Origin of the sequence: Sphingobacterium sp. UME9 (assembly GCF_014170215.1) — a bacterium.
Classification (GTDB): Bacteria; Bacteroidota; Bacteroidia; order Sphingobacteriales; family Sphingobacteriaceae; genus Sphingobacterium; species Sphingobacterium paramultivorum.
The window spans coordinates 186511-201958 of the sequence record NZ_LZZP01000003.1 but is presented as its reverse complement, the minus strand read 5'-3'; the positions used below and the strand labels follow the sequence as shown (position 1 = coordinate 201958).

Sequence of the window (15448 nt, the reverse complement as noted above, 5' to 3'; positions counted from 1 at the left end):
AGCACCCTATTGACCTAATATTTATGTAAATTGCTAAGCATATAGAACAAAACAGCTATGAATTCTTCACTATTGGATGGAAACTATTGGGATGAACGTTATAAGAACAAAGCAACAGGCTGGGATATTGGCTATGCCTCTCCTGCTATTATCAACTATGCAGCGGAGTCTATTGCCAAAGATGCATCTATTCTTATTCCCGGTTGTGGAAATGCCTATGAAGCAAAGGCTCTACTTGACATGGGGTTCCATCAAATTACCTTACTTGATATCGCTCCGACCCTCGTTGCGAAGGTAAGAAAGGAGTTTGCCAATAGCCCTCAGATCCAAATTGTATGTCAAGATTTCTTCCAGCACCAGGGCCAGTACGATTATATAATTGAGCAAACATTTTTTTGTGCACTGGATCCTTCATTACGCCCCAGCTACGTACAACAAATGCATACTTTGCTCAAGCCTCAGGGTATACTGATGGGTTTATTGTTTAAACGGGAATTTGTACAACAGGGACCACCTTTCGGTGGAGATCAAACGGAATATCAACAATTATTCGCATCGCAATTTGACATTTTACAACTGACAGATTCAACCAATAGTATTCCCCAAAGACAGGGAAATGAACTGTTTTTTGAGCTGCGCAAAAAATAGTCTACTTGCCCGGCATGACCCGATAGGTTGGATCTTCCATGATATTGACCTTCACAATGCCCGCAGCATTTTTTAACAAAGAGCGACAATCTTCACTGAGGTGCCACAATTCGATTTTTTTCCCTTGTGCAGCGTAACGTTCGGTAATTTTGTTGAGCGCATCCACTGCGGACATATCCACCACACGACTTTCCTTAAAATCTAAAATCACACGCTCGGGATCTTCCAAAACATCAAATTTATCCAAAAAATTAGCTGTCGAACCAAAGAAAAGAGGGCCATAGACTTCATAATGCTTGATGCCCTCGGCATCCAAATATTTTCTTGCCCGAATGCGCTTCGCATTATCCCAGGCAAATACAAGTGCGGATACCACTACACCAATAAGCACCGCAAGTGCCAAATTATGTAAAACCACGGTAATTCCGGCGACAATAATCCCAACGAAAATATCTGATTTGGGAAATTTATTGACAATCCGTAAGCTCACCCATTGGAAGGTTCCAATGGCTACCATCATCATCACACCGACCAGCGCGGCCATGGGTATCTGTTCAATAAAAGGAGCACCTACCAAAATAATCACTAAGATGGTCATCGCTCCAATAAAAGAAGAAAGCCGCGTGCGTGCACCAGCATTTAAATTGACCAGTGTTTGAGCAACCATGGCACAGCCACCCATTCCCCCAAAAAATCCATTGATTGTATTGGCTATCCCCTGCGCCATGGATTCGCGGTTTGCATTTCCTTTACTCGCCGTTATTTCGTCCACCATGTTCAGTGTCAAAAGCGACTCCACCAACCCTACTCCAGCCATCACCAAAGAATACGGAAAAATCAGTTGCAATGTTTCCCAGCTCAGGGGTACATTAGGTAAATGTAGATGTGGTAATGTCCCACTAACAGAGGCAATATCTACTACTTTTTTGGTATCAATACCTAAAAGAGAAACCAGACCAAATACAACCAGAATAGCGATTAAAGAGGCTGGAACAGCCTTCGTTATCCGAGGAAATCCAATCACAATCAACATCGTCAGCAGAGTCAATCCCCCCATGATGTATAAGGTACTTCCCGACATCCACTCCGCCCCCTGTCCGGTATTTACCTTAAATTGAACCACTTGAGCCATAAAAATGATAATGGCCAGTCCGTTCAAAAAACCATACATAACAGGCTGTGGAATCAAGCGTACAAATTTCCCCCATTTAAAAAGCCCGACTAAAAATTGCAGGAGCCCCGCCAAGACGACAGCAGCAAACAGGTAATCAATACCGTGACTTGCCGCCAGGGCCATCAATACAACCACTGTTGCGCCAGCACCTCCAGATACCATCCCTGGCCTACCTCCCAAAACGGAAGTGATCAAACCCATTAAAAATGCTGCGTAAAGTCCCGTCAACGGTGGTAGCCCGGCTAAAATTGCAAATGAGAGTGATTCCGGAATCATTGTCATTGCGACCGTTAATCCTGCAAACAACTCATTCTTAAGATTAATCGATTTTATATTGAATATTTCAAAGGTATTGTTCATTTTTAAATTACTTGAACAGGATAATTGCCGCAAAGGTACTAATCACACAAACACTTTTCCCCTATATTTGTTATTCTTTACAAATTTTATCGCAAAACAGTATGTTCATTTCGATCAAACAACGCATTAACCAACGTCATTATAGTCTCTTTATATTTATCTTTTTGTTGCTTGTCCAGCTCGGGAGTATAGGGCCTAGTAAGGCTGCATTCCTACCAGCTAGAGATTCCTTAATGACTTCAGATAGCCTATTTCGAGCGAAACCTGTCGAAAAATATCCCATGTACCACGATGAACAACCACGACTTTGGAACAATCATCTTATCAACGTAAAACAAACAGACAGTCTATTCGATTACCAAAAAAAGAACTTCTTAAGGGCGGGAATTGAGTGGTTTTCCATCCAAGCTATTCCTGCTTCGGTTAACTACTTCATTCGAAAAGATCCTGTTTCCCATATTTCCTTTAAAAACTTCTTTAGCCATTTAAAACTGTCTGCCTGGACCTGGGACGACAATCTTTTTGCAACAAATCAAATAGCGCATCCTTATCACGGTCAGTTTTATTTCAATTCGTTCCGATCCAACAACTATAGTTTTCTACAATCAACCGCAGCAACCGTAGCTGGTAGCTATATCTGGGAAACTGCAGGTGAAACGGAACCACCATCCATCAATGATATCATCAACACAAGTTTTGGCGGTACTATTTTAGGTGAAATGACCCATAGACTATCGCATCATATTCTTTCGCGCCCGAGTCTGACCAAAGGACAACGTAATAAAAAAGAACTATTGGCCATGCTGATCAATCCGATAAACGGCCTCAACCGTCTGCTCGATGGGCGCTGGGGAGATAAGGTAAAAGGTGCGGTGGTCGACAGTTCTTTAGTACACACCGAAGTTGAATTGGGGCTAAGACGGTTTGATGCCAAGGAACATGACATCTTGAATAAAGGAAAGAACGACATCTATGCCCGTATCAAACTGATTTACACCAACGATGATCTAGACAAAAAGAAACCATTTGATGACTTCTTCCTCAATTTGGAACTTGGATCAGATGATAGTTCCATCGTCAATGCGGTCAATGTGTATGCCTCGTTATACGGTAACCGTATTTTATCCAATTTAACAGGACGTCATCGTGGTATCGTGTCTGCGCATTTCGACTTTCTACGCAATGAAGCTTTTTATTACGGATCGCAGAGCATCAATTACAATGTCTTTTCAAACTTCAATATTGGTAGCCGTACCAAGCTGACAACCATCCTTGGTGGTGGTCCAGTGGTACTGGCCGCTGTACCCGATCCTTATCTCCATTTTGGTGAAAGCCGCACATACGATTATGGCCCCGGGGCCGATGTTAGGGCTTCAGCCACCTTGAGCACATTAAACCGCTTTAAATTTGGTGTAGATTATCGTGGCGGATATTTTGTCACAATCAGTGGTAACAAATCTCACCATTTTCTACACGCGGTATCCACGAGTGCTTCAATGCGTATCTGGAAGAACTTCGGTGTCAACCTTTACTCAGGTTACTTTAGATTGGAAGGTCATTATCAAGACCATAACAATGTCAACAAAGACTATCCTTTTGTCCGGATAGCACTAGCCTACAACTCTGAATACTAGCTATAAAAAAAGGCTTAACTAAATGAGTTAAGCCTTTTTGATTAATTTGTCCAATATTTCTTTAACGCTTCCTTCAAACGCGGATCATAACCATATATATCCGGATACGTAACAATTTTCCCTTCGTCATCCAACCAGGTTGTATAGTAGGTGATATAAACTGGCATCTGCCGTTTAAGTGTTACCCAACGTGATTTTGAGATCGAATCTGTGGTAATTTCTTTTGCAATTTTTTCGGCCTGTTTTTCATTATTGACAAGGTATGACGCCAAATCAACGGGTTTTTCAACACGCACACAACCGTGGCTCACGGCGCGATTGCTCTGCCCAAACATTTGTTTTGCAGGCGTATCGTGCAGGTAAATGGAATAGGGGTTCTCAAACAAAAACTTCACATTCCCCAATGAATTATCCGAACCAGGATTTTGTTTAAAACGAAAATTCTCCACAGAATCCGAATTCCAGTTGACCGTTGCAGGGTCCACTTGTTTACCTTTGTAGTAGGCTACCATATTACGCGAGGCCAGATAGTTTGGATTATTTCGAACGCTTGACAATAACTCTTTCTTGACAATACTACTTGGAATATTCCATACAGGATTTACTTGCATGGCATCCAAGACCCCCTGCATGACGGGCGTCTCGTGGTTCTCTCCCTTCCGCGTATACGCGGGATTATCTGTTTCACCGACACACACATTCATCAGTTGACTTGTCTTCCCTTCTTCCATAATATGTAACCGTTGTTCAGGTATGTTCACAAATACATATTTCTCCGGAAAAGCATCTCCCATCCAGCGCAATTTTTCCAATACCATTAACACCTGGCTTCGTTGTGCACTGTTTAGGTTCCCATTTTCCAATAAATCCTGAAACCTGGTGTAATACTGATTTTTAGGTTGGATATCGGTCAACACAGTTCCAATTTTCACACTATCCAGCATTTGTACAACTTTGCCATAGCTCATACGCTTTTGAGGAACGAAATATCGTCCATAAAGGCGTTTGGGATTGACCACACCATATTTTATGCTGCTGATATAAGCCACGAGCCCATCAGTACTCAATAAGTCAAGTTTGGCCAATAATGGATAAACTTCAGCAACATCTTTGCTTTTCAGTTTTCGAAGCGAAGATAATGTTTCCTTAATCGCAGCTGTATGGAAATAACTAGCTCGAATACCATGCGCATCACTTCGCTCAAAGTAAGTTAACATGGTGTCGATACTACCATCAAAAAGGTGTTCGGCAATTAAAGTCATCCCTTCAGTAGAATCCGATAATTCCTTCATCCAGCTCGGATTAACCAATTGAGATTTTTCCTTGCCATACACTTCATGGAAGACTTTTACATAAGCTGCTGTGTCAAAATCCTTATAAGACTTATTCTCAAACCCCTTCGCTAAAACATCACCATAAGTCGGGGGATTCTCCTTACAAGAAAAAAATACTACTGAAACAAATGAAATAAAAACTAAAAATCGTAACATATTACAAATCGTGAAAAAGAAATGGCTTCGCAATAATGAAGCCATTTTCTGAGGACAAAGATAAATAATTCTTATTGTCTAAAGAATCTTACCTGTCATTGAATCACTACAGAATCAATCACTGTATTTTTTCAGGAAATCTTCCAGCAATTCTACCATATCGGTATTGCCCAAAAAAGCTGCTGATCGCTGGTGCAAAGTTTTTGGCTCAATATCTAGTATACGCTGAGATCCATTCGAAGCTTTACCCCCTGCCTGCTCAATGATGAAGGCAATTGGATTGCACTCATACATCAATCTTAGCTTACCATTAGGGTGCGCAGATGTCGTTGGATAAAGAAAGATACCCCCTTTGAGGAGATTGCGGTGAATATCGGCCACCATTGAGCCGATATACCGTGACGCATAGGGGCGTTGCGTTGCACTGTCCTCCATTTGGCAATATTTGATATATTGCTTAACGCCGTTTGGAAATTTGGAATAATTTCCTTCGTTAATCGAATAAATTTGACCCGAAGCCGGAATTTTCATATCAGGATGGGATAAACAAAACTCGCCGATCGAAGGATCCAATGTGAATCCGTTTACGCCCTTTCCTGTTGTGTACACCAACATGGTTGAACTACCATAGATTACATAACCTGCAGCGACCTGTTTCGTTCCATGCTGTAAAATATCATTGCTATTACAAGAAACACCCGTATCAGAAATTCGTCGATAAATGGAAAAAATCGTCCCCACAGATACGTTAACATCGATATTGCTTGAGCCATCCAGCGGGTCAATACACACAATATATTTCGCATTTTTGGAAACCCCTGATTGGATATATACTGGATTTTCATGTTCCTCTGAGGCAACTACACAGCATTCTCCCCCACTTTGAAGCGCTTTGATAAACTGCTCATCGGCATAAACATCCAGTTTCTTTTGTCCCTCGCCCTGCACATTGACCTGTCCTGCATCGCCTAAAATATCAACCAATCCCGCTTTATTAACCTCTCTATTTACAATTTTTGCGGCGATTCCAATATCGCGCAGTAGCCTAGAAAGCTCCCCTTTAGCATACGGAAAATCGGCCTGTTTTTCAATGATAAATTGACCTAGTGTAGTTATACCACTCATAATGTTGTTTTATTGGATATTTGTTGCACAAAGCTAAAAAAGTTAAACAAACTTTAGCAAATACATCCTTCTCATATTTAGCATTTTAGCAAACTAAATACGCAATCGATTGCGCTATGTTTTGAAATCTCTTCTTTGCTAAAACGATTATTAGCTATTAAAAAAATAATAAAAGGTTGAAAGCACTGGATAAATTTCAAATAGCAACGATTAGAAAAAAAACAATAAATGCTAAGTATTTGGTAATTTTGGCTAAATATTTTGATACAATGCAACAACTTATACAACTCATCGAAAAAGAAAAATTAGGCAATCGGCCGGCAACACAGCACACGTTGATCATCGACGATAAGCAAGTGATTCACGGTGCTCTTTTCCTGGTAAAAACCGCCCGAAAAACATTTAAATTGATGATCCCGGCTCCTTTTCACGAAGCAGTTCTGAAAGAACAAGTAACCATCAATGCATTGATCAAACATCCCCAAGTAATGCTACTGGCTTAATCAAAGGGAAATTCCCCTATCCCATACCTATCCCCAGAGCAAACAAAACATAGCTCGCTTGTGTTTATAATAGCGTAATTTCGCTGTTTTTTTTTTACACCATATTCCGTTTCCGGAAAACTATAACGCTGGTTCGACCTAGAAAATGAGAGCAAACCGGAAGCACATATTATCAACGGAAAATTTTACAAGAAAACCTGGTAAAAGTGTAAAAATCACCTCGATATAAAGTTTAACTTTAGGCAACAAAGACAACGCTATGCAACACCACTATACACTTTCGGGAATGTCCTGTGATGGATGTAGAACCACAATCGAACATGCATTGAATGAGCTTCCTGGGGTTCATGCCGAGGTAACTTTAAACCCGCCAAGCATGACAGTAACATCCCAGAAACATATTCCGTTACAGCAATTACAGGAAATAATATCAAAATTAGGTCCTTACCAGGTCGACGAAATACATAAGCATCAGGGTGACGTACAATCCGATCAACACATTGTAGTACAAGCTTCAGACAGATATGGTTGCCCTATGCATTGCGAAGGTGAAAAAACGTACAGCCAACCAGGAAATTGTCCGATCTGTGGTATGCATTTGGTTAAGCTGGATGCAGACACAGCAATTAAAAATAAGCTACATACTGAGCATGCAGCGACCTCGCATGTCCATCACGAACAGCAACACAACCATTCCGCTCAGTCAAATGCTACGGTACATCAATCACAGACAATATCTTCAGCTGACAAAGCACATGGTCATACATCCGCTGATCAATACGATTGTCCGATGCATTGTGAGGGTGACAAACGCTATAACGAACCCGGAAACTGTCCGGTATGCGGCATGAATCTGGAAAAGGTCCCCATGTTAAAGACAGACCTTCAATATACCTGTCCTATGCATCCTGAGATTGTACAAGATCATCCCGGAAATTGCCCTATATGTGGTATGGACCTTGTGCCTATAGCCAATGGTAATGATGAGGCCGACGATCATACCTATCGTGATCTACGCATGAAATTATGGGTCTCTATCCTATTTACGGTTCCGATCTTTATACTTTCCATGGGTGAAATGCTTCCTGGGAATCCAATAGGTAAAATCATTTCGCCCAGCTGGTCTGGATGGATACAACTGGTTTTATCCCTGCCGGTCGTTTTTTATACCTGTTGGTCTTTTTTTCAACGAGGCTGGGTATCTTTCAAAACTTGGCGCCTTAATATGTTTAGCCTGATTGCACTTGGTGCTGGAGCTGCATTTGTCTATAGTTTGGTTGGTCTATTTTTTCCGCGGGTCTTCCCTGCTGAATTAAAAAATCATCATGGCTACATTGCACTTTACTTCGAGTCTGTTACCGTCATATTGACTTTGGTATTATTAGGCCAGGTGATGGAGGCCAAAGCACATTCCAAAACCAATTCGGCGATCAAAGAGCTGATCAAGCTAAGCCCTTCCGAAGCTACGCGTGTAGAAAATGGAATAGATAAAAAAATCGGCATAGATCAAATTCAACTCGGAGATATACTGAAAGTAAAACCCGGGGACAAAATCCCCGTTGACGGACAGATTACGGATGGTAACAGCAACATTGATGAATCCATGCTGACGGGTGAACCTATTCCGGTAGAAAAGCAAACAGGAGATCATGTCAGTTCAGGAACAATCAATGGCGACCGCAGTTTCCTCATGAAAGCAGAGCGCATTGGTTCGGACACACTTTTGGCTCAGATCATTCAACTCGTCAACGATGCGAGCAGAAGCAAGGCTCCCATTCAACGATTAACGGATAAAGTATCCGAGATATTTGTTCCGATTGTCATCATTATTGCAATTTTGACATTTCTTACCTGGTGGCTTTGGGTTCCCTCTGCTTCCCTAGCATTCGGCTTTGCCAATGCACTTGCCGTACTTATTGTCGCCTGCCCCTGTGCCTTGGGACTCGCTACACCGATGTCCGTCATGGTGGGTGTCGGCAAAGGGGCCAAACATGGGATCCTGATCAAAGATGCAAGTGCGCTGGAAAAAATGAACCAAGTGGATGTGGTACTAACAGACAAAACAGGTACCATCACCGAAGGAAAACCGACCGTTGATGATATTCAGCCAAACTCGTCCAGCAGCAAAGACGAGATATTGTCTTTGGCTGCCGCTTTAAACGCCAATAGCACACATCCTTTGGGCCATGCTATTATTGAAAGGGCAAAAAAGGAAAATAGTAAAACGGACCTTGCAGTTTCCGATTTTGAAAATGTTGCCGGGCAAGGAATCAAGGGAAATATAGCTGGACATAGCATAGCACTGGGCAATCAATTGTTGATGGAGTCTATCGGCATAGCAATCCCTCATGATATGAAGCAGATGGCCGAAACCGCCCAATCCCATGGAAAGACGGTATCCTTCCTGGCAAAAGACAGTAGCTTATTGGGGTATTTTAGTATTTCAGATCAAATAAAGGCCTCTTCGAAACGTGCAATTCAATATCTTATACAGCATAAAGTCGATGTCGTTATGCTGACGGGAGATAATATCCATACAGCAAGGGCCGTGGCGGATCAAGTTGGCATCAAGCATTTCAAAGCCAATGCCTTGCCCAAAGATAAATTGCAGGAAATTCATGCGTTACAGCAAAAAGGACATGTGGTGGCTATGGCTGGTGATGGCATCAATGATGCCCCTGCCCTTGCTCAAGCCGATATCGGCATTGCCATGGGCACAGGTACCGATGTTGCCATACAAAGCGCTTCACTCACTTTGTTGAAAGGAGACCTTATCGGAATAGCCAAAGCAAAGGTACTGAGCCAAAAACTGCTACGAAATATTAAGGAGAACCTGGGTTTTGCTTTCGTCTATAATATACTTGGGATTCCATTGGCTGCCGGACTTCTATATCCTTCTTTCGGAATTCTCCTGTCTCCGATGATTGCTGCCGCTGCGATGAGTTTCAGCTCCGTTTCGGTTATCTTGAATTCTTTACGCTTAAATCGGGCAAAGATCGATATCGATTAAAAACAGATATTCCCTATATTCGCTGTTAGAATAACGACATATAGTTTACAATAACATGCGTAATATCTTTTTAATCTTGATAACTGTTATCATCACAGTTGTGTGTGTCAAAAATCCGCAATCGGTGCAGCTCAATTTTCTCGGGGAATCACAGGTGGCACTATGGAAGCTACTATTGGCCTTTTTTATTGCCGGAATTGTATTTGTATCCCTATTGAAAATAGGAAAAAAGAAACAGCGGGCGTATGAAGAGGAAGAAATAGACGAATCGGAAGAAGAAAACAGCGACAGAAAGTCCCAATTATCCGATGAAGACCGGGAATTTCTATCCTAGATAAAAAAATAAATCACTAAAAATGAAGCCCTAAACAGCCGTAGCGCATTTTTATCGTACAAATACTTGCGTGGAATAGGGATTAACCCTATCTTTGCATCACTTCAAACAAGGAACGGTAGTTCAAAAACAAAGAAGTAAGATTCCGTAGCTCAGCTGGTAGAGCAATACACTTTTAATGTATGGGTCCTGGGTTCGAATCCCAGCGGGATCACAGAAGGCGCTATTTATAGCGCCTTTTTTGCGTTTATCCTATGATAATTAAGCCTTTCTACAAATTATCATACTATCTCATATCATATCCTAGCATATTAAATGGTGCCCCTTTCGGTGCCCCATTTTAGTGTGTAAATTGGGGCACCATTCTTTTGAAATCTGGTTTTGTGCAGTTGGATTTAAGGATCGGAAATTAATTCCCGCAGACAAGGCGGGGTCATTTTTCAACCTTTAAAATGTGTAGGATGAATAATCAGAAAGTCCACATTCTTTTTTGGCTTAAGAGGTCAAAAAAAACGAGCGATGGCACTTGCCCTTTGTACGCAAGAATTACCATCGAAGGCGAAGAAGAGCCATTATCTCTAGGTATTAAAATTAAGCCCCAATTTTGGGATACTAATATCAAAAGAGACACTGAATCAAGTGCAACGGCGAGGGAAAACAATTTAAAGATTTCCAAGGCAGATGTTGACCTTGATACCCACCTTAAAATTTTGAGGAGCAAGCATGAAAAAATAACCCCTCTCATGCTTAAAAATGCTTACCTGGGCCTACCGTTAGATTATATTGGGCCAGTCCAGAAGTCAATGGAAATCGAAAAAAAACCTACTTTGTTGAAAGTCTTTGATGACTTTATAAAGCGGTTTGAAAAGCTGGTTAAGAAAAAGGACAGATCGAATGATACATTAAAACACTGGAGGTCGGCTAAAAAAAAGGTAATATCATTTATCAAGTTCCAATACGAAGCGAAGGATTTTGAACTGGAAAACATTACCTATTCTTTTGCTGAAAAGTTCTTCGACTACATGACGCTGGAAGTAGATAAACCAATTAGCGCTGTCACTGCAAAAGGGTATATCAAAAAGCTAAAACAGATCCTTGAAGGTTGTGCTAAGAATAAATTAATCCCCTTAAACCCTATCAAGGCATTTGTTTGCTATGGTGGTGATAAAGAAATCGAGCCACTAGAGTTTTACCAAGTAAATTCAATTTATCGAAAGGATCTTCCGATTAATAGGTTATCAGAAGTAAGAGATGCATTTATATTTCAATGTTTTACCGGCTTTGCATACCAGGATATTTATGCCCTTACCCCTGAAAATATAATAGAGGTCGGTGTCAATAGGGAAAGGTGGCTAATTAAGGAACGTGGTAAAACAAAGGTAACTGAAATGGTACCCATATTACCAATAATAGAAGAGCTGATAAATAAATATAACGGTCACCAATATTGCGTTAAAAACAACTTGCTAATTCCGGTTAACAGCAATACAAGATATAATGGATATCTAAAGGAAATTGCTACGCTTTGTGGCATAAATAGGGAGCTCCACACCCACTTGGCGAGACACACCTTTGCTGATATGATGCTGAATCTAGGTGTTCCTCTTGAGGATGTGAGTAAAATGCTAGGCCATAAAAGCATAAGAACAACAGAACGCTACTGCAGGGTCCGGAAAAGCCGTATCAGTGAATCCATGAACAGGGTACGTAGTAAACTGTTCAATGATCAAGGACATTTAATCTCAAGCTATCCTAGCCATGTTCTTGCAGTTTAAATAATTGGCTTCTTTAAACATGCACGCATTGGCGAAGCTGGTGATCCGGGAAAATAGTTTCGAAGATACGCCCAAATGAGTTAATGCACGGCGCTCGAATTGGCGCATGCTGACTCCATCCCTGGTCAAATAACTTTTATTACACAGGTTCTCGAGCGAATAGTTTTTGCCGTAAAACTTTGTGATCATCCGGACACAAGTTGGACTGCAATCCATCGCATCCATCTGCTTATAAAAGGGGAATTGTTTCAAAATTGAAGTTTGGGAGGTTATATTTTTAAATAATTTTTCTGCCTGCTGTTGAAGAAATTGACTTGGATAGTGTCTTTTGATAGGACTCCAGCTTACTTGTAGCATGGCACGCCCTGGCTGAAAAAATCAGGAATTAAATAATGCGCCGTTATGTTTGAGTCAATAAAAATCCTGGTTCAATGCGGTGGGCCATTGAACGAGGGCAGATCATGTCGATCTGCTCCCTGAGCTTTCGGTAAAATGTTGATTATTGGAACGCGCTATTCTATGGCACCCCATTTTCGGAAATCCATTGGAGCGTAGTTTAAAATATCTCCCCAAACGGAAGACATGTAAAAACGCTTGTCCACATATTTTTGGTAGTTGAGTTTCCTTTTATACTCTTCTAACGATTCCAGGTAAAGGGTTGCACGCCTTTCGTTCACGGCTTGCATGTCTGGAACCTCTTCAAAAATGACTTTCCCATTTTTGTCGGCCTTACGAGGCAATACACCAAAATAAAGACTTGTGTCTGCCTGCATGTCTATAATTAACGCAAACTCATCAGGAGGATAATCGCCCGCCAGGACTGCTTTTCTTACCGGGCCATTGAGGGTGTGATTGGAATGTCGGGCGTGCCAAAGTAACATCCACATGCAGTTGTCTGCGGCTGCATATCCTTCAGCACCCTTTTCAAAAAGGCCGATGCGCTCATAACTGGGGAATCCATACTCCTTGATTAGGCGAATAGCATTTTTGATGTTGGCAGAATCTTCAGAAATGAGCTTTTTTATCTCGCCTTGAGTTTTATGTTCTGTTTTTCTTATACGCTGATCTTCATCATAGATTGAATCGTAACGAGCAGCCAACAGTTTCTTTTCACTTTTGTCTGCTATACTTTTTAGGGAATCGTAATTTTTTGTCAGCCACTTATATAAGGACTCATCATGTATAGTCGTTACAAATCTGCCCTTCGCAAATTTTTCTATTGTTTGCCCATTAAGTACCATTTCGTCAAAAAAGTGCTTAGCGGCATTTGAATCAGCGACAAGATAGGCGACTGCAAAGGCATTGTAAAGATCCCTAATATTGGGATATTTATAGGTAAATGCCACGTTGTAACTTTCCAGCGCATGTTTATATGAGCTGTCTAATATGTGGACCTCTGCCTGGTTTTTATAATGATAATACTGGGAAACTTGTTGATCTAATTTGTCGCCGCCGTAAACGATGGTCGATAAAAGACAAAAAAATAGTGCACTATACTCGCTCATACAATCATCTTTACGATTAAAAAAAGGAAGCTGGATAAAACTGCATGATGCAGCTTCCGATTAAACCACCTGCTAGTTCATATTAAGGTGTTATCCCCAATAGTCAAGAACAAGCTTTCCTGTTAGTAGCCCAGGAAGTGATACCGTCCGTCTCCCCATTCTACACGGTCGGTGTCACATTTATAATCTCTTCCCTGGTAGGTTACGGTTTTCCCTCTGTTCCACCGCCACCTTTGACAGTCATCTTCTGATCGGTTGTGCATCGGGAAATTTCCGCTATTCAAGCTTGAAAAAATACAGCCCGGATGGACTGTAAGTAAAAGTTGCGTTTACATAATCAAATGCACCGAAGGTGTTCTATCCGAATAGAGTAACCTTACTGTTTTGTTTAAAGTTAAGTAAAAATGGTTCAGCTGCACTTTGGCAGGCGTAGTTAATGATAATACCGACGTTTACCGGCAATGGCATAGTTGGACCATACTTTTTGGGCGGCGGAGGTGTTTCTACGAGCTGGCTACGTCCTTTTTCAAGTAATGGTAATAGCATCTGGAGCTCTTTAACTGATCCACTATCAACTTTTTCAGCTTTTAGTTCCTATATAAGTGCTTCTTGATAAACGTTGATCAGATCATCAGAAGCAAGTATCATCCCATTAAGTTCTTTGATCGGACTAGTATAGATAAAGGGAAATAGCGGCTGATAAGCGGCGACCGAACCTCCGGCATTGTTTTCTTAAATCGAGGATCAGGGTCTTCGCAGCGTATATCTTAGCACTGTCTTTTTTATAATGCTGTCTATGGACCCGATCTCGTAAGAAAAATCGTGGATTGTCATCAAATACTTTGAAGTCCCCAATTTGGAATTAAAGCTTAGGTTCAGCTCCCTTTTCAGTAGGAAAGGGGCTAAAAGCAAAACAGGTAAATTATAATAATTTACCTGTTCTTTAGCTGAATAAAATAAACGAATGCAGCAGTAATGGTCCACGCTTTCGATTTTCAATTAATACCTTTAAGAGTAAAATTTTCAAATGTTAAATTTCAATGGTTTCACATAAGCATCTTTATCAGGATCATAACTATACCCTTCCCGTCTAAGATGGGCAGAGATCTTATTGAGATTTTTTTTGCGCATTTCAGTATCCATATCAGGAAGCTCTAAAATTGACTTTGACCGGATGAAGGAAGTATCGGGCAGACGGTAAATATTTTCCGCGTGCAGTTGTTCATTCAGAAATGAGGACTCGAATTTGAGCTCAACAGAATCCAGTTGTTGTCTATTCTTTTCCAGATAAATATCCAAAACCGGATCCTCCCAATACTCTGGAATACGCTGCTCTGTATCGACAGCAAGCTTTAAGCACTCCGAATCCATGGCTGAGTTGGAAAGTATATATAATGCATTATAAATCCCATTTCTTATTTGCCTGTTTATTTCAGGCATTGCTTGATCATCCATAACATCATTTCTAACGTGCAGATCTTCCAGTTGGTCACGCACCCATTTAGCAACAAATTTTGATAAGTGCTTCAATGCTTTTTGATCATTATAGACTAACGCTTCTTTAAGGATACGGTTCATTTTTCAATTATTTGGATATTCAAATTTACCTATTTTTAGATTTAGCTTCTTGTTGTAACTTAAATTTTGGCGATTTCTTATCATCAAAAAATCATGACAAACAGGATGGGTCAATACTTTTGTTGTAAACCCAATGCCATGCAAGCTCTTTCCAATTTCTGATCAATCTTCCCCTATATTGCCATTTTCGCTGTTCATAAAACTTGTAAAACGCTTCAGCTTCCGACTGCTTTTTGCCCAGTTCAAGGAAATATATCACCACATGTTTTAATAGTGGAGGAACCTGCTTGCCAAGACCGTTTATGTCATCCT

13 protein-coding genes and 1 tRNA gene are annotated in these 15448 nt (G+C 40.9%); 7 read left to right on the top strand and 7 right to left on the bottom strand.

Features of this window, described 5'->3' with window-relative positions; genetic code table 11:
• The first annotated feature begins 57 nt into the window (after positions 1 to 57).
• On the top strand, positions 58 to 648 hold the full coding sequence (locus tag A9970_RS02360) for a methyltransferase domain-containing protein (RefSeq protein WP_182981145.1): 591 nt from the start codon (positions 58 to 60) through the stop codon (positions 646 to 648).
• 1 nt (position 649) lies between these two features.
• Here the strand turns inward: A9970_RS02360 and A9970_RS02355 are convergent, their stop codons facing one another.
• Entirely contained in the window at positions 650 to 2182 is a 1533-nt protein-coding gene (locus A9970_RS02355; protein WP_182981144.1) for a SulP family inorganic anion transporter, read from the bottom strand.
• A gap of 101 nt (positions 2183 to 2283) precedes the next feature.
• On the opposite strand from A9970_RS02355, the gene A9970_RS02350 reads away from it, so the two are divergent.
• Complete coding sequence (locus tag A9970_RS02350) at positions 2284 to 3816, top strand: DUF3943 domain-containing protein (protein ID WP_182981143.1); 1533 nt, start codon at positions 2284 to 2286, stop codon at positions 3814 to 3816.
• A gap of 41 nt (positions 3817 to 3857) precedes the next feature.
• On the opposite strand, the gene A9970_RS02345 is transcribed toward A9970_RS02350, so the two are convergent.
• Both A9970_RS02345 and fbp read right to left on the bottom strand, forming a co-directional pair.
• Entirely contained in the window at positions 3858 to 5306 is a 1449-nt protein-coding gene (locus tag A9970_RS02345; protein ID WP_182981142.1) for a L,D-transpeptidase family protein, read from the bottom strand.
• A 114-nt stretch (positions 5307 to 5420) separates the two neighbouring features.
• Positions 5421 to 6431 (bottom strand): class 1 fructose-bisphosphatase, encoded by a 1011-nt coding sequence (fbp, locus tag A9970_RS02340; protein ID WP_046675871.1) that lies wholly within the window; start codon positions 6429 to 6431, stop codon positions 5421 to 5423.
• 269 nt (positions 6432 to 6700) lie between these two features.
• Here fbp and A9970_RS02335 point away from each other — a divergent pair, with 269 nt between their 5' ends.
• The 5 genes from A9970_RS02335 (at position 6701) to A9970_RS02315 (ending at position 12053) form a co-directional block, all read left to right on the top strand.
• Positions 6701 to 6934 carry a hypothetical protein gene (locus A9970_RS02335; RefSeq protein ID WP_153846920.1) on the top strand — a complete coding sequence of 78 codons (234 nt, stop codon included), beginning with the start codon at positions 6701 to 6703 and terminating at the stop codon, positions 6932 to 6934.
• A 259-nt stretch (positions 6935 to 7193) separates the two neighbouring features.
• Positions 7194 to 9944 (top strand): heavy metal translocating P-type ATPase, encoded by a 2751-nt coding sequence (locus tag A9970_RS02330; protein ID WP_182981141.1) that lies wholly within the window; start codon positions 7194 to 7196, stop codon positions 9942 to 9944.
• A 55-nt stretch (positions 9945 to 9999) separates the two neighbouring features.
• Positions 10000 to 10278: a lipopolysaccharide assembly protein LapA domain-containing protein gene (locus tag A9970_RS02325; RefSeq protein ID WP_182981140.1), complete on the top strand. Its 279-nt coding sequence runs from the start codon at positions 10000 to 10002 to the stop codon at positions 10276 to 10278.
• A gap of 141 nt (positions 10279 to 10419) precedes the next feature.
• A tRNA-Lys gene (locus tag A9970_RS02320) sits at positions 10420 to 10492 on the top strand.
• A 247-nt stretch (positions 10493 to 10739) separates the two neighbouring features.
• Positions 10740 to 12053 carry a site-specific integrase gene (locus A9970_RS02315; protein WP_182981139.1) on the top strand — a complete coding sequence of 438 codons (1314 nt, stop codon included), beginning with the start codon at positions 10740 to 10742 and terminating at the stop codon, positions 12051 to 12053.
• Here the strand turns inward: A9970_RS02315 and A9970_RS02310 are convergent.
• The 4 genes from A9970_RS02310 to A9970_RS02295 all read right to left on the bottom strand — a co-directional run bounded on the left by A9970_RS02310 (position 12021) and on the right by A9970_RS02295 (position 15136).
• Positions 12021 to 12410 (bottom strand): cysteine peptidase family C39 domain-containing protein, encoded by a 390-nt coding sequence (locus A9970_RS02310; RefSeq protein WP_220801495.1) that lies wholly within the window; start codon positions 12408 to 12410, stop codon positions 12021 to 12023. The genes A9970_RS02315 and A9970_RS02310 overlap by 33 nt on opposite strands.
• A 155-nt stretch (positions 12411 to 12565) precedes the next feature.
• Positions 12566 to 13558, bottom strand: a complete 993-nt coding sequence (locus tag A9970_RS02305) for a hypothetical protein (protein WP_182981138.1) — start codon at positions 13556 to 13558, stop codon at positions 12566 to 12568.
• A 122-nt stretch (positions 13559 to 13680) separates the two neighbouring features.
• Positions 13681 to 13821 carry a hypothetical protein gene (locus tag A9970_RS02300; RefSeq protein WP_182981137.1) on the bottom strand — a complete coding sequence of 47 codons (141 nt, stop codon included), beginning with the start codon at positions 13819 to 13821 and terminating at the stop codon, positions 13681 to 13683.
• Between the two features lie 760 nt (positions 13822 to 14581).
• Positions 14582 to 15136: a hypothetical protein gene (locus tag A9970_RS02295; RefSeq protein ID WP_182981136.1), complete on the bottom strand. Its 555-nt coding sequence runs from the start codon at positions 15134 to 15136 to the stop codon at positions 14582 to 14584.
• Positions 15137 to 15448: the final 312 nt, after the last annotated feature.